Genomic DNA, 14,761 nt, shown 5'->3' with positions numbered 1-14,761 from the left:
TAAGCAACGGCCTGGGGGCAAAAACAGAAAAATCCCCGGACAAAAGGCCGTCTCCAGCCGCTGTCCGGGGATTTTATCTTTTTAATATACAAGCTTATCCAGCTCTTTTACATGCTCTGTTTCATTTGAGTTTTTATGCTTTGCCTTGGATGCGTAGAGATTTACGGCTGCCTGGGATTTTTTCACAGGCTGCATGGTTCCGGCTCCGGCTACACAGCCGCCGGGACAGGCCATACCCTCTAACAGATAACCGTTGTACTTTCCAAGAGTTGCCATCTTAAGAAGCTGACGGCATTCCTTTAAGCCTTCTGCATTGGCGATCTTTACTTCCTTATCCGGATATTTTGCATGGATCACATCGGCTACGGACTTGGCCACGCCGCCTGCCACAGCAAAGTTTCTTCCATCTGTGGAAGCGTCATTTACGCCCTCTGGATCCTCTTCGATATTCTCAATATCCACATGCTTTGCATCAAAGATTCCATCCATTTCTTCAAAGGTCAGGACAAAATCCACCTCGCTGCGGACAGATTTTCTCATCGCTTCCAGCTTCTTTGCCGCGCAGGGGCCGATAAATACGATCTTGGCATCCGGGTGCTCTCTCTTGATCAGTCTGGCGGTCAGAACCATAGGGGTCAATGCCATGGAAATGCAGTTAGCGTACTCCGGGAACAGCTTCTTTGCCATCACAGACCAGGCCGGACAGCAGGAAGTTGCCATAAACGGAAGCTTTTCTGGTACCTCCTCCAAAAAGTCAATGGCCTCCTGGGTCGCACACAGATCCGCTCCGATCGCTACCTCAAATACATCCGTAAAGCCCAGGGCCTTCATCGCCGCACGAACCTTTCCCGGTGTTACCTTCGGACCGAACTGGCCTACAAAGGCCGGAGCAACGGCAGCATACACCTTTTCTCCGGACTGGATGGAGCGGATGACCTGAAAGATCTGGGACTTATCTGCAATGGCTCCAAAGGGGCAGTTTACAAGGCACTGTCCGCATGACACGCACTTTTCGTAATCAATGTCCGCCTTGCCGTTTGCGTCGCTGCGGATGGCGTCCATTCCGCAGGCAGCGGCGCAGGGGCGCTCCTGAATGATGATCGCCTTATAGGAACATACGGTTGCACACTTGCCGCACTTAATGCACTTGTCCTCATCAATATGGGAACGGCCGTTGGTACGGTCTAAATGAATGGCATCCTTGGGACAGACCTCCACGCAGGGATGGGCCAGACAGCCCTGGCAGCCGTCTGTTACCATAACACGTTTTTCCTTGCAGGCATTGCAGGCAAACTTGATCACATTGATCAGCGGCGGCGTATAATAGGTCTCCGCCTTATCGGCTGCTTCTATGTTATCGGAAAGAGGCGCATGCTCTGCTGCACTGCGGCTGGGAAGACCCATGGCAAGACGAAGACGTTCTCCTACAATGGCGCGCTCTAAAAATACATCGTTGCGGAAATTCCCAACTTCGCCGGGAATGATCTTGTAGGGAAGCTCCTCGATCCTCTTGTCCACCGGCCATTCGGTGTGATAAGCCATGCGGGCAACCTCACGGAAAATTCTGTGACGGATCTCCTGGATCCTGGTCTCTACTCCTCTCATATTCTGTATCCTCACTTGTCTATTTTTTATCAAACATATTATAGGCATGGATAAAGGCGATTGCAAGCCTTTTTAAGCATACAATCGCCTTGTATCATCAAAAATACACATTTTTTCCGGTTTATTCTGTCAGCTGTACCTCTTCTACGGGAAGCGTAAAAGTAAACACGGCCCCATGAGGCTCATTATCGCGTATAGAAATGGTGCCTCCATGGGCATTTACAATGGATTTGCACAGGGAAAGCCCCAGCCCCAGGCTTCTGCGGCTGTCCACGATCCGGTTGGCCCCGCTGTAAAACATTTCAAAAAGCTTCTCTTTATTTTCATCCGGAACGCCGGGTCCGTCATCGGCCACGGAAATCACCGCCCATTTTCCCTCCTGTTTTGCTTCAACCGAAATATGGGAACCGGGCTCTGTATACTTGATGGCATTATTTACCAGGTTAATCACCACCTGGACGATCAGCTTGGCATCCATTTTTGCCAAAAGGAGTTCGTCCTCACAGCGTTCCGTAAGAATATGCTCCGTGCATTTCCGGTCCACATGATTAAGCGCCTCTTTTATCACCTCATCTACCAGTTCCGCAGACATATTTAAATTCAGCCTCCCTTCCTCCAGCCGGGTGACGGAAAGAAGATTTTCTACCAGGTTAATGAGCCACATGGCGTCGTCATAAATGTCCTGATACAGACTCTGTCTGGTGGCCTCGTCAAAGGAGGGACCGTTAGATAAAAGATTGCTCGCATTGCCGGAGATCGAGGTCAGAGGGGTACGCAGATCATGGGAAATAGCCCTTAAAAGCTGGGAGCGCAGCTGTTCGTTTTTTGCCAGGACAGCCGCCTCCTGCTTTTCCCATGCATTTTTTTCATTTTCAAGCGCCAGGGCACATTCACCTAAAATCGAAAGGAGAATACTGTTTTCAAACATGGCAAGCGGATGCTTCTTTATGACGATTCCCACCACTCCGTATACCGTGTCGTTAATCCGCACAGCCAGATACAGACAGCTTGCATGGGACAGGGTTCTGGTGGTAGCTCCTGCATGGCGGTTATTGTCAAACGCCCACTGGGCGGCCTTTTTTTCCTCTTCCGATACATAATCCTCCGGTATGTCTGTTCCTTCTATCCGGAATACCTGAGCTTCTCCCAGCTTCCCGTCCTTTGCCAGATAAAAAATGATATCCCGGTTTAAAAGCTTCATCAGCTGGTGGGCCGTGGCAGATACAATCTCAGTCCGGGTCTTTTTCTGCTGTAAAAGCTGGTTCGTCTCAAACAGCACCCGGGTCCGAAAAGCCACATGGGCCAGCTGTCTGGAACCGTTTTTCATCCGGGAAGCTAACGTCCCCGTAAGGAAAGCAGCAATAAACATCACAAAAAAAGTCACTGGATAGCCTCTGTCATAAGCCATCAGCGAATATTTGGGATCTGTAAACAGAAAATTAAATACTAAAACACTGACAATCGACGCTATCAGGCTGTAGATCTGATTGCGGATCACCACAGATATAATCAATACTGCAAGCACATAAACAGTAATAATATTAGCCTCATCAAAGCCCAAATGTTCAAACAGGATACCGATGAAACTTGCCGCTGCCAGTCCCAAAACACTCTTTATCATATCTCCAACAGATAATACAAGAGCGCTCTGCCAGTTTTTGCGGCTGAACTTGCGGTTTTCCGCCATCTGACAGGGAATAATATAGATATCCATATTGGGAGCATTGGTAATGAGCTTTTCCGTCAGAGGCGGCTTTCCAAACAGATGCCTGCGCTCCGCCATGCTTCTTCCGATCACGATCTTTGTCACGCCGGAAAGTCTGGCAAACTCAGATATCTGAAACGCAATGTCGTCCCCGCAGGTGGTTTCGATCTTGGCTCCCAGCTTCTTTGCCAGACGGATATGCCCCCGAAGCCGGCTCCTGTCCTCCTCGTCCATTTTCTGGGATTGGGAAGTTTCCACATACAGCGCTGTAAATTCCCCCTTAAAGGCCTCCGCCATCCGGGCAGCAGCCCGGATAATGGTTCCATTGGCCGGAGAAGAGGACAGACAAACTAAAATATGCTCTCCCTGAGTCATATAATTTCCCCCTTCCTTTCTTTCATTTCATCTGAAGCCGCCATCATTTCCATACGTTCAAATACCAGTCCGGCTTCATTTAACATGGCGGTTAAAAGGCTGTATTCAAACGGGGGGATCTCCCTTCGCTCCTCCAGAGCAATTCCCGCTACGCCATATACTCTATCACCGCTCTTAACAGGAAGGTAAATCGCTTTGGCATCCGGCAGCGTATGGGTACATGCTCCGGCCCTCTTTCCCCGTGCGGCGCTCCACATCGCCACTGCCCGTTCTTTCTGATTTAAAAATTCCTCCTCCTGCATATGGCCCTCTCCGTCAGCCGGGAAGAAAAACGGCCCTTCCAGTCCGCCTCCGGAATACAGATAAAAAAGCACGGGCAGCCCCAGAAGCTTTTTGATCTGTCCGCTCACCTCCTTTACCGCTTCCTTTTTATCCCGGATTCTCCGCAGCCTTCTGCTGTTATCTAAAAGGATCTCCGTCCGGTATGCCTTTTTTGCCATTTCTCTGGAATGGCTGCGGACACGGTTCATAAGAGAAGAAGTAATAAGGGAAGCCGCCAGCATTACGGCGATCGTAACCGGATATTCTTTTCCATCCATCTGAAAACTGTAAAGAGGCTCTACAAAAAAGAAATTAAACAAAAGCACGCTGAGCAGAGAAGATACGACTACTGCCCCCCGTCTGGAAACAGTCATAGCCGCTAAAAGAATCCCCAGAAGATAGAGCATGATAATATTGGATTCAGACATTTGAAAATGCTGAAACATCATTCCAAACCCTGTAGATACTGCCAAAGCCAGAAAACATTTCACGCAGTCTCCTCCGATCCCTTCCATAAAAGTCTCCGGCTTCTTTCTTTTTCCTCTGCCGTATCCGGCATAAAAACCTCTTTTCTTTTTCGTCCCTCCGTTTTCTATATCCGGAATAATGTAAATATCCAGTTTGGGCGCATACTGAGCCACATGATCTGCCAGTGTTCCCTTTGTCTGTCCAAATAAAATCTTGTGATTCGTTCTTCCAAGAACTACTTTTGATACATTGCTAAGCTTGGCATACTCTGCGATCTGCCCTGCAATATCCTCTCCAAAAACCGTAGCAATTCTGGCTCCCAGAGCTTTCGCCAGATGGATATTTTCCTCTACCATCTGCCTGACTTTCGGATCTGCATGCTGTAACGAAGGCGTTTCCACATAAAGGGCTGTAAATTCTCCCCGAAATGCATAGGCCAAACGGGACGCCGTACGGATTACCTTTGCGCAGGTCGGAGACGGCGAAATACAGGTCAGCACATGCTCACCTGTATAGTAATCGGCCCCGCCTCTGTTTTCCCGCTCCATCACTGCCAGACGGTTTACCCTGTCCGCCGTACGTCTTAATGCAATCTCACGCAGGGCAATCAGCTTTTCCTCTGCAAAGAAATGATCCAGCGCCCGTTCTGCCTGAACTGCATGATAGATTTTTCCCTCCTTCAGTCTCTGAAGCAGATCCGAAGGCTCAATGTCGATCAGTTCTACCTGATCTGCCTGATCAAAAATCCCGTCCGGAATCCTTTCCCTGACCCGGATTCCCGTAATGCTTCCGATCTGGTCATTGAGGCTTTCCAGATGCTGGATATTTAAGGTGGTATATACGCTGATCCCGGCCTGTAAAAGCTCCTTTACATCCTGATACCGCTTTTCGTGCCGCAGTCCGGGAGCATTTGTATGTGCCAGCTCATCCACTAAGATCAGCTTTGGTTTTCTCTTTAAGGCTCCGTCCAGATCAAATTCCCTTAAACGGATGCCTTTATATTCAACCATAAAGGGAGGAAGCGTTTCCAGCCCCTCTGCCATAGCCAGAGTAGCCGGGCGGTCATGGGGCTCAATATATCCGGCTACCACCTCTTCCCCTCTGTCGCGAAGGGTCTGGGCTGCTTCCAGCATGGCATAGGTCTTTCCCACGCCGGCCGCATATCCCAGAAAGATCTTAAGCTTTCCCCTCTGCTCCTTCTCCCGCTTTTCTTCCTCTTTACGGAGCTTTTTTAAAAGAAGCTCCGGGTCCGGTCTGTTCTCTTCCATCTAAGCCTCCTTATGCTGTCACTCCCAGCTTCCTTGCCAGATCCAGATTCAGTTTCAGCACATTGACCCGTTCCTCTCCAAAAATCCCAAGCGCCTTATGCTCTGTGTGGGCTTCTACCATCTGGTAAAGCTCCTCCTCCTCAAAGCCTGTATTGGCTGCCACAATGGGAACCTGGATCTTGGCTGATGCCGGGCTGATATGGGGATCCAGTCCGGAACCGGAAGCAGTTAAAAGATCTGTCGGGATTTCCTCTGTCAGTTCTTCTCCTGTGGCTTTTTTATATTCTGCCTTAAACTCTGTTACAGCTGTTTCCACCCTTTCCTTTAATGCCTCATTGGATGGACCATAGTTATAGGTTCCCGATGCCACGCCTGTATAGGTTCCGTCTGCCTTTTCCTCATCTGTATACACATTATAATTGACCGAAGAAGGTCTTCCTTTGAAAAAGCGGGGATCGCTCCACTGCTGTCCCACCACCTCAGAGCCTACCGCCTTTCCGTCTGCGTAAATCAGGCTTCCATCTGCCTTTTCCTTAAACACCGTCTGAGCCAGTACCGTCGTCACAGCCGGATATATAACAGAGCTTAAAACAGCCATAAGCACGGTCAGGACAACCGCTCCCTTTAATGTCTTTAAAAATTGCTTCATATTCTTCTCCTCCTCATAAACCGCCCGGAAACCGGGGGCTGTATTACAGCCCCATCAGTCCAACCAGGGGAGCAATGATCAGGTCAATGATCTTGATTCCGATAAAAGGTACTACAATTCCGCCTGCTCCGTAGATTCCCATATTTTTAAGCAGCATACGCTCCGAGCTCATAGGCTTATATTTAACGCCGCGCATTGCAATGGGGATCAGTCCGGGAATGATCAGCGCATTAAAAATCAGTGCGGATAAAATGGCGCTGTATGGGCTTGAAAGCCCCATGATATTAAGCCGGCCCATCTGAGGAATCACCATCATAAACATGGCCGGGATAATGGCGAAATACTTTGCCACGTCATTTGCAATACTAAAAGTAGTCAGAGAACCTCTGGTAATCAAAAGCTGCTTTCCGATCTCTACTACCTCAAGGATCTTTGTAGGGTCGGAATCCAGATCAACCATATTAGCAGCCTCTTTTGCCGCGGCCGTACCGGAATTCATTGCCAGCCCCACATCCGCCTGAGCCAGAGCCGGAGCATCATTCGTTCCGTCGCCGGTCATTGCCACGATCTTTCCCTCTGCCTGCTCTTTTTTAATGGCGTCGATCTTATCCTCCGGCTTACACTCTGCGATAAAGCCGTCTACGCCTGCCTCCTTCGCAATGGTAGCTGCTGTCAGAGGATTATCACCGGTACACATGATGGTCTTGATTCCGATCTGGCGCAGGCGCTCAAAGCGTTCCGTCAGTCCGGGCTTTACGGTATCCTTTAAGTAAATCACACCATAAATCACATTTCCGGCGCAAACCACTAAGGGAGTACCACCCAGCTTGGAAATTCCTGTTACAATTTCTTCCAGATCTTTAGGGATGGTTCCATTTAATTCCCTTACTCTGGCCTTGATGGCCTCGGAGGCGCCCTTTCTTACCTCCATACCGTTTGAAAGATTAACGCCGCTCATCTTGGTCTGAGCCGTAAACTCCACAAATTCCATCTGACTGGCTGCCGAAGGGTCGATCCTGGTTCCCATGGTATTTCCCAGTTCTACTACCGATTTTCCTTCCGGAGTGGTATCCTTTAATGAGGTCATCACCGCATAATCGATCAGGTCTTCCTTTAAAACACCCTTTACCGGATAAAACTCCGCAGCCAGACGGTTTCCATATGTAATGGTTCCCGTCTTATCAAGGATCATGGTATCTACGTCTCCGCAGGCCTCTACGGCCTTACCGCTCATGGCAATTACATTAAACCGGGTCACACGGTCCATTCCCGCAATACCGATAGCAGAAAGAAGGCCGCCGATAGTAGTTGGGATCAGACATACCAGAAGGGCAATCAGGGTTGAAATGGGAATCCGGGTCTGAGAATAATCTGCAAAGCAGTGCAGCGTCACTACCACAATAAGGAAAATAATGGTTAAGCTTACAAGAAGGGTATTTAAAGCGATCTCATTGGGCGTCTTCTGTCTGGACGCGCCTTCTACAAGTGAAATCATCTTATCTAAGAAGGACTGGCCTGGTTCTGAGGTAATCCGGATCTTTAACCAGTCTGATACCACCGTGGTTCCGCCTGTGACAGAAGAAAAATCACCGCCTGCCTCTCTTGTTACAGGGGCAGATTCACCGGTAATAGCCGATTCATCCACAGAAGCAATTCCTTCAATCACCTCTCCGTCATTGGGGATCAGCTCTCCTGCTTCTACTAATACTACGTCTCCCTTCTTTAACTGGGAAGCCGGGATCACCGTTTCATTCCCTGCCTTATCCAGAATCCGGGCAGTGGTATCCTTTTTCGTCTTTTTTAACGTCTCTGCCTGAGCTTTTCCACGGCCCTCTGCAACCGATTCTGCAAAGTTTGCAAACAGGATTGTCACAAACAGGATCAGCGTTACGATCGTATTGTAAATCCGAAGCTCACCGCCATCTCCAAACATAGAAGGAAAAATGCTTAACAGCAGGGTAATGAAAAATCCGACCTCCACCACAAACATCACCGGATTCTTTATCATATATCTGGGATCCAGCTTCTGAAAGGCCCCTTTAACGGAGCTTTTCAGAATATCCTTTGTAATAAATTCAGTATGTTTCTCTCTTGCCATAGAAATTCCTTTCTACCTGTTTCCCTGCCTACATGGGGTACCACAGGATCAGATGCTCTGCGATTGGTCCCAGAGCCAGAGCCGGGAAGAAGGTCAGAGCCGCAAAAATATATACGATAAACACAAGAATCAGCATAAAGAGCACATTGTCCGTGCGCAGCGTACCCACGCTTTCATTCATGCGGCGCTTTGCAAGAAGGCTTCCTGCAATGGCGATCTGGGCAATAATAGGAATATAGCGCCCTAAAAACATTACAATGCCGGTTGTCATATTCCAGAATCCCGTATTGTCCGCCAGCCCCTCAAAGCCGGAGCCGTTGTTTGCCGCTGAAGAGGCAAATTCATAGAGCACCTGGCTTAAGCCGTGAAAGCCCGGATTGGTGATTCCTGCAAGTCCCGCCTGGTTTACCACTGCCAGAGCGGAAAAGCCCAGGATTAAAAGAGGATGAAGGATCAGTACGATCACGATCAGCTTCATTTCCCTGCCTTCAATCTTCTTTCCCAGATATTCCGGCGTACGGCCGATCATAAGTCCGCAGAGGAAAACTGCCAGGATCGCATACATAATCATGTTCATAAATCCGACGCCCTTGCCGCCGAATACGCAGTTAAGCATCATGTGCAGCAGCGGCACCATACCGCCTAAGGGTGTAAGGGAATCATGCATATTGTTGACCGTACCGGTTGTAAAGGAGGTGGTAACGGTGGTAAAGAGCGCCGACTGGCTGATTCCAAACCGTACCTCTTTGCCTTCCATATTTCCCATGGCCTGACTTAAACCGGCCTGCTCCAGAACCGGATTTCCGGCCTTTTCGGCAAAAAAGCAGATCATAAGCCCCACTAAAAACAGAATTGCCATGGCTCCGAATACAGGGCCTGCCTGACGGCCAAACATGGGACGGGTGCCCTTCTTTTCTGCCTGCGCTTTTTTATTCTTATCATGGAACATACGTCCAAAGACGATCACGCAGGCTCCGGGCAGAATTGCCATTGCATACATTTCTACCATATTGGAAAGAATGGTCGGGTTCTCCAGAGGAGTCGATGAATTGGCCCCCAAAAAGCCGCCTCCGTTGGTTCCCAGATGCTTAATGGCAACCAGCGCTGCCATCGGCCCCATGGCGATATCCTGATTTTTCCCCTCTAACGTCTGCACCGTCAGATTGGCTGTATAATTTTCCGGTGTTCCCTGGCTTACAAGGATCAGTGCGATCACAATGGAAACGGGAATCAGCACACGGGTCATGATACGGATCATATCCTCATAGAAGTTTCCCATATCCTTTCCCGTTCCGGTTATTCCGCGGATAAAGGCCATGCAGGCCGCATATCCCGTGGCCGCCGAGGTAAACATCATAAAAATGATTACCAGCGTCTGGCTTAAATAGGAAAGTCCCGACTCTCCGGCATAGTGCTGAAGGTTTGTATTTGTCATAAAGCTGATAATCGTATTAAAGGCAAGAGTCGGTTCCATGGCTCCTGTCCCATTGGGATTTAAAAACAAACTTCCCTGAAGACGCAGGATCAAATATCCCGCAAAGATCATTACCGCATTGGTTGTCAGCAGACTTAAGGCATACTGTTTCCAGTTCATGCCCTGTCTATCAATTTTACAGATTCTGTAAATTCCGTTGTCGATCCTGTCAAATACAGGATCCGCAAATGTTTTCCGGCCTGTGGTTATGTGATACAGGTACGTTCCCATGGGAATCACCAGAACCATATAGATCACAAGCGCCACCATAATCTGCAGCATCGCTTTTCTTCCTCCTGTCTTTCATTTGGCGTATCCGAAAGGAAACCGCGCCTAGAGTTTTTCTGGGTATACTAGAGCATACACCAGATATCCGGCAAGTCCTGCCAGGACAAGTCCTAAAAAAATCATTCCCGCCATATCCATTTCCTCCTTATTACCTGCATTCTCATTTGATCAAACCATTCCGCTTACTGGTTCTTTTTTCCGGTTCCCTCTGTCTGGTCGATGCACCATCCGAGAAAAAGTCTCAGCAGTCCAAAGCCTGCCAGCAGAGTACCTATCATTAAAGCATCCATTACCAAAACATCCATCATTGTCTTTCCTCCTTTCGGTATTCAAGAGATTATCACAGTTATAATAAAATAGGCATTAAGCATCCGACCCTCTCTGTTAAGATTCCATAAATGCTTTTATACCAGTCCAAGCAGCAGCGCTGCCGGAAAAGCCGCTAAAAAAGTCAGGGCCGATACGGCTGCCAGCATCCCAAATGGCACTGCGATAAACATGATCAGTATGGTAAGATAGGGATGACGAAATGTAAATTTCTCGGCCCGGCGGTCAAAGGCAGCCTCTATTCTGCCAAATGCTCCTCTTCCTGTATTCATAATGCCTGCCTCCTTCCCGGTCATGGATCAGGAAGACGTTTTCCTGTCCTGTGTATGTATCATAGCATGGGAGGGATTAAGAGGGTAAAAGGGTCAGATGGCGGAGGATTAAGATTTTGTTAGGATAAAAAATGACACCCGCCATTGCAGCGAGTGCCATTTTTTATACTTATCTTCCTACTCCTCACAATCCAGCAAATACGGCGTAATCTGGTACACATAAAAGTTCAGCCAGTTCGTATACAGCGTATTGGACGTATTTCTCCAGGTCAGCGCCGGAATGGAAAAGGGATCATTATTTTCATAGTAATTACAGGGAAGAGCAGGATCCAGCCCTTTCTTCAAATCCCTGTGGTATTCATTATTCAGCGTCATGCGGTCATATTCCGGATGGCCCTGGACAAAAATCTGCCGGCCATCCCGGCTCATAACCAGGAATACGCCGGCCTCATCGGACTCTGCCAGGATCATCAGTTCCGGATGCTTCCTTATGTCTTCTCTGCGGACCTCCGTATACCGGGAGTGCGGCGCTAAAAAGGTGTCATTTAAGCTTCTCACAAGAGGAACCTTCCGATCCAGAACTCTATGGCTGTAGATCCCTGACAGCTTGCTCTCCCTGCTGTATTTGGGAATCCCATAGTGATAATAAAGCCCAGCCTGAGCCCCCCAGCAGATATGAAGGGTGGAGGTGACATGAGTCTTGCTCCACTCCATGATAACAGACAGCTCCTCCCAGTAATTCACTTCCTCATATTCCAGATTCTCCACCGGCGCACCTGTGATGATCATTCCGTCAAATTTCTTCCTGCGGATGCTTTCAAAGGTAACATAAAATTTATTTAAATGACTGGCCGAAGTATTTTTTGAAACGTGGGTGGACAGCATGAGAAAGGTGCAGTCCACCTGCAGGGGAGTATTGGAAAGAGCCCTCAGAAGCTGGGTTTCCGTTTCTTCCTTTAAGGGCATCAGGTTTAAAATCAAGATCTCCAAAGGCCGGATATCCTGCCTCATAGCTCTGTCTTCATCCATAATAAATATATTTTCTGATTCCAGGATTGCCTTTGCGGGCAGATCCCTCTGTACTTTGATCGGCATATAAACCCTCTCCCTCCTAGAGCATGTTCAGGAATTCTTTTTCTGAAATAATCGGAATCCCCAGCTCTTTTGCCTTTTTATTTTTTGATGAATTAGATGTGGTGTCATTATTGATGAGATATGCGGTTTTGGAGGTTACGGAGCCGGATGCTTTGCCGCCCTTGCTTTCGATCAGCTCCTGGAGCTCCTTGCGGTTGGCAAAATGCTCCACCGATCCGGTAATTACAAAGGTAAGCCCTTCAAAGGGCTTTTCTCCCTCCTGCACCGGCTCCTCTTCTATGGACAGCTCCTCTAACAGCCGGTCTACCATATCATTATTTTTCTTATCTGCAAAATAATCCATCCACGCCCGGGCCAGCACCTCTCCGATCCCGTCCACAGCCGTCAGCTCCTCCAGACCGCTGTTTCGCATGGCTTTAAAATCATATCGGAAATGACGGCAGAGCATCTTTGCATTTGCCAGGCCGATTCCTGCGATTCCCAATCCGTAGATCACTCTGGGAAGGGTCGTTTGAGAAGCTTTCTTCACGGAAGCAATCAAATTGTCATAGGACTTCTGTCCAAAGCCCTCCATCTCTACGATCGCATCTTTATGGGCCTCCAGATGGAACATATCCGCATATTCGTGGATAAAGCCCATGCTGATAAATTTTTCCAGAGTTGCCTCTGAAAGTCCGTCAATATTTAATGCATCCCTGCTTACAAACAGGGTAAAGCTTTTGATTTTCTTTGCCTGGCAGTCCGGATTGGTACAATACAGACTCTTTACATCATTGATCTGCCGGATCTTTGTAGGACCCCCGCAGACCGGACAATGCTCCGGAATATGCTTCACGCCGCTGCGGGTCAGATTATCCGCAATCTGTGGAATGATCATATTGGCCTTATAGACGGTAATCCTATCCCCTTCTCCCAGCTCAAGGCTCTCCATAATGCTGATATTGTGAACGCTGGCCCTGCTCACCGTAGTTCCCTCCAGTTCCACAGGTTCAAACACAGCCACCGGATTGATCAGACCCGTTCTGGAGGCGCTCCACTCGATATAGGAAAGGGTGGTTTCCCGAACCTCATCCTGCCACTTAAATGCGATGGCATTGCGCGGAAATTTCGCCGTGCGTCCCAGTGACTCTCCGTATGCAATATCATCATAGAGAAGAACCAGGCCGTCTGAAGGGATATCATTGTGCTCTGTCTCCTTCCCAAACCACTCGATCTTCTCAGGGAGATTTTCTGCTGTCACTTCCTCATAGTGAACCACTTCAAAGCCCTGGCTCTTTAGCCATTCAAACTGGCATTTTCTGGAATTTTTAAAGTCAACTCCCTCAGCGCGCACCAGTGCAAATGCCTCAAAATGTACATTTCTTTCTGCTGTAATCTGACTGTTGAGCTGGCGTACGGAGCCGCTGCACAGATTTCTGGGGTTCTTGTATTTGGCGTCTGCATCCCCGATCTGGCTGTTAATCTTTTCAAAATCCGAATATGTGATCACAGCTTCGCCCCTGAGCACCAGCTGCCCCTTATAGGCAATACTTAAAGGGATATTGGAAAATGCCCTTGCATTGGCTGTGATCACCTCCCCGATCTCTCCGTTTCCTCTGGTTACTGCCTTGATTAAACTTCCGTTTTCATAGGTCAGTACAATGGTAAGCCCGTCCATTTTCCAGGAAAGAAGGCCTTTCTGGCTGCCAAGCCACTCCTGTAAATCCTCTGTGCTTTTTGTCTTATCAAGCGACAGCATAGGTGCCTCATGTGTTTCCTTGGGAAGCTCGCTTAAAACCTCATAGCCTACCTGCTGGGTAGGGCTTCCCGACAAAATCACCCCTGTTTCCTCTTCCAGTGATGTCAGCTCATCATAGAGCCTGTCATATTCAAAATTGCTCATAATCTCCCGGCTCTCCTGATAGTAAGCCTTTCCGGCTTCCTTAAGGACGGGAATCAATTCCTTCATTCTCTGGATTTTCGTTTCCATTCACTTCTCCTGTCTGTTTCGCATTATTTATTTTTAAGTCTTAAATCTCTTTCGGACAAACTTTTTGACTGTTCAAGCTGCGCCAGAAGCGTCCTGTATTCCTCTCCTGTTATTTCCCTGAAAGAGCCTTCCTTTAAGTTCCCCAGATGAATATTCATAATCCGCACCCGTTTCAGAGTGCGCACATAGCAGCCGCAGGCCTCACACATTCTCCGGATCTGCCGGTTTAAGCCCTGAGTCAGTATGATAGAAAAACTTTTATCTCCTGTTTTTCTTACCTTACAGGGCAGTGTCTTTCGTTCCAGCTCAGCCAGCCACAGGCCGGACGCCATTTTTTTCAGAAACTCCTCCGTAACCGGGCGGTCTATGGTTACCTCATACTCCTTTTCATGCCCATTGCCGCAGCGCATGATTTTATTTACCAGATCCCCCTGATTGGTCATCAGTAAAAGGCCCTGAGAGTCCTTATCCAGACGGCCGATGGGATAAATCCGCTCCGGATATGCCAGAAATTCCACAATGTTTTGTGCCCTGTCTTTATCAGAGGTAGTGCATACAATCCCTCTGGGCTTATTTACCGCTAAAAGCACCTGTCTGGGAGTTTTTTCCTTTTCCCCAGCTTTTCCCACAATCCGGCCGCCGCAGACCACACGCTGGCCCTCAGACACCTTCTGGCCTGTTACAGCCGGTCTTCCGTCCACCAGGATCTTTCCTTCCTCAATCAGACGATCTGCTTCCCGTCTGGAACAGACGCCCATGCGGCTCAGCCATTTATTTAAACGTTCTTCCACAGGCATCCCTCTCTTTTCATCAAAACTTTCACAACTATCATATGTTCCATCAGTAT

Annotated in this window: 12 protein-coding genes; all 12 read right to left on the bottom strand. The window is 48.5% G+C overall.

Annotated elements, in window-relative coordinates; translation table 11 throughout:
- Positions 1 to 81: 81 nt before the first annotated feature.
- The 12 genes from ACZM6M_RS03365 to ACZM6M_RS03310 all read right to left on the bottom strand — a co-directional run bounded on the left by ACZM6M_RS03365 (position 82) and on the right by ACZM6M_RS03310 (position 14,711).
- Positions 82 to 1,605, bottom strand: a complete 1,524-nt coding sequence (locus tag ACZM6M_RS03365) for a 4Fe-4S dicluster domain-containing protein (RefSeq protein ID WP_066549508.1) — start codon at positions 1,603 to 1,605, stop codon at positions 82 to 84.
- Positions 1,606 to 1,726: 121 nt separating this feature from the next.
- Positions 1,727 to 3,685: an ATP-binding protein gene (locus ACZM6M_RS03360; RefSeq protein WP_489489702.1), complete on the bottom strand. Its 1,959-nt coding sequence runs from the start codon at positions 3,683 to 3,685 to the stop codon at positions 1,727 to 1,729.
- The gene (locus tag ACZM6M_RS03355) at positions 3,682 to 5,742 is read right to left on the bottom strand and encodes a DUF4118 domain-containing protein (RefSeq protein WP_489489700.1); all 2,061 of its coding nucleotides are present in this window, start codon (positions 5,740 to 5,742) and stop codon (positions 3,682 to 3,684) included. Before ACZM6M_RS03355 ends, ACZM6M_RS03360 begins: the two co-directional genes overlap by 4 nt.
- A 10-nt stretch (positions 5,743 to 5,752) precedes the next feature.
- Positions 5,753 to 6,391, bottom strand: a complete 639-nt coding sequence (gene kdpC / locus ACZM6M_RS03350) for a potassium-transporting ATPase subunit KdpC (RefSeq protein ID WP_066549515.1) — start codon at positions 6,389 to 6,391, stop codon at positions 5,753 to 5,755.
- 43 nt (positions 6,392 to 6,434) lie between these two features.
- Positions 6,435 to 8,489 carry a potassium-transporting ATPase subunit KdpB gene (kdpB, locus tag ACZM6M_RS03345; protein WP_337433978.1) on the bottom strand — a complete coding sequence of 685 codons (2,055 nt, stop codon included), beginning with the start codon at positions 8,487 to 8,489 and terminating at the stop codon, positions 6,435 to 6,437.
- A gap of 28 nt (positions 8,490 to 8,517) precedes the next feature.
- The gene (gene kdpA, locus ACZM6M_RS03340) at positions 8,518 to 10,245 is read right to left on the bottom strand and encodes a potassium-transporting ATPase subunit KdpA (protein ID WP_489489698.1); all 1,728 of its coding nucleotides are present in this window, start codon (positions 10,243 to 10,245) and stop codon (positions 8,518 to 8,520) included.
- Positions 10,246 to 10,296: 51 nt separating this feature from the next.
- Positions 10,297 to 10,374 carry a K(+)-transporting ATPase subunit F gene (gene kdpF, locus ACZM6M_RS03335; RefSeq protein ID WP_418763306.1) on the bottom strand — a complete coding sequence of 26 codons (78 nt, stop codon included), beginning with the start codon at positions 10,372 to 10,374 and terminating at the stop codon, positions 10,297 to 10,299.
- A gap of 59 nt (positions 10,375 to 10,433) precedes the next feature.
- The gene (locus ACZM6M_RS03330; RefSeq protein WP_278284591.1) at positions 10,434 to 10,559 is read right to left on the bottom strand and encodes a hypothetical protein; all 126 of its coding nucleotides are present in this window, start codon (positions 10,557 to 10,559) and stop codon (positions 10,434 to 10,436) included.
- Positions 10,560 to 10,655: 96 nt separating this feature from the next.
- Complete coding sequence (locus ACZM6M_RS03325; protein WP_066549520.1) at positions 10,656 to 10,850, bottom strand: hypothetical protein; 195 nt, start codon at positions 10,848 to 10,850, stop codon at positions 10,656 to 10,658.
- 177 nt (positions 10,851 to 11,027) lie between these two features.
- The gene (gene metA / locus ACZM6M_RS03320) at positions 11,028 to 11,945 is read right to left on the bottom strand and encodes a homoserine O-acetyltransferase MetA (RefSeq protein ID WP_066549522.1); all 918 of its coding nucleotides are present in this window, start codon (positions 11,943 to 11,945) and stop codon (positions 11,028 to 11,030) included.
- Between the two features lie 16 nt (positions 11,946 to 11,961).
- A complete protein-coding gene (ligA, locus tag ACZM6M_RS03315; protein ID WP_066549524.1) occupies positions 11,962 to 13,914 on the bottom strand; it encodes an NAD-dependent DNA ligase LigA in 1,953 nt (650 codons plus the stop codon).
- 23 nt (positions 13,915 to 13,937) lie between these two features.
- The gene (locus tag ACZM6M_RS03310) at positions 13,938 to 14,711 is read right to left on the bottom strand and encodes a pseudouridine synthase (protein ID WP_418762069.1); all 774 of its coding nucleotides are present in this window, start codon (positions 14,709 to 14,711) and stop codon (positions 13,938 to 13,940) included.
- Between the last annotated feature and the right edge of the window lie 50 nt (positions 14,712 to 14,761).

This window comes from Enterocloster sp. (genome assembly GCF_057861365.1).
Note: the sequence above shows the minus strand (reverse complement) of the source record. Positions and strands in the feature narration are given on the sequence as shown.

Excerpts from the sequence above, each read along its gene's own strand:
- kdpA (WP_489489698.1), bottom strand. The coding sequence starts at position 10,245 with ATGCTGCAGATTATGGTGGCGCTTGTGATCTATATGGTTCTGGTGATT.
- ligA (WP_066549524.1), bottom strand. The coding sequence starts at position 13,914 with ATGGAAACGAAAATCCAGAGAATGAAGGAATTGATTCCCGTCCTTAAG.
- ACZM6M_RS03310 (WP_418762069.1), bottom strand. The coding sequence starts at position 14,711 with ATGCCTGTGGAAGAACGTTTAAATAAATGGCTGAGCCGCATGGGCGTC.
- kdpB (WP_337433978.1), bottom strand. The coding sequence starts at position 8,489 with ATGGCAAGAGAGAAACATACTGAATTTATTACAAAGGATATTCTGAAA.
- kdpC (WP_066549515.1), bottom strand. The coding sequence starts at position 6,391 with ATGAAGCAATTTTTAAAGACATTAAAGGGAGCGGTTGTCCTGACCGTG.
- kdpF (WP_418763306.1), bottom strand. The coding sequence starts at position 10,374 with ATGATTTTTTTAGGACTTGTCCTGGCAGGACTTGCCGGATATCTGGTG.
- ACZM6M_RS03360 (WP_489489702.1), bottom strand. The coding sequence starts at position 3,685 with ATGACTCAGGGAGAGCATATTTTAGTTTGTCTGTCCTCTTCTCCGGCC.
- metA (WP_066549522.1), bottom strand. The coding sequence starts at position 11,945 with ATGCCGATCAAAGTACAGAGGGATCTGCCCGCAAAGGCAATCCTGGAA.
- ACZM6M_RS03365 (WP_066549508.1), bottom strand. The coding sequence starts at position 1,605 with ATGAGAGGAGTAGAGACCAGGATCCAGGAGATCCGTCACAGAATTTTC.
- ACZM6M_RS03355 (WP_489489700.1), bottom strand. The coding sequence starts at position 5,742 with ATGGAAGAGAACAGACCGGACCCGGAGCTTCTTTTAAAAAAGCTCCGT.
- ACZM6M_RS03325 (WP_066549520.1), bottom strand. The coding sequence starts at position 10,850 with ATGAATACAGGAAGAGGAGCATTTGGCAGAATAGAGGCTGCCTTTGAC.
- ACZM6M_RS03330 (WP_278284591.1), bottom strand. The coding sequence starts at position 10,559 with ATGATGGATGTTTTGGTAATGGATGCTTTAATGATAGGTACTCTGCTG.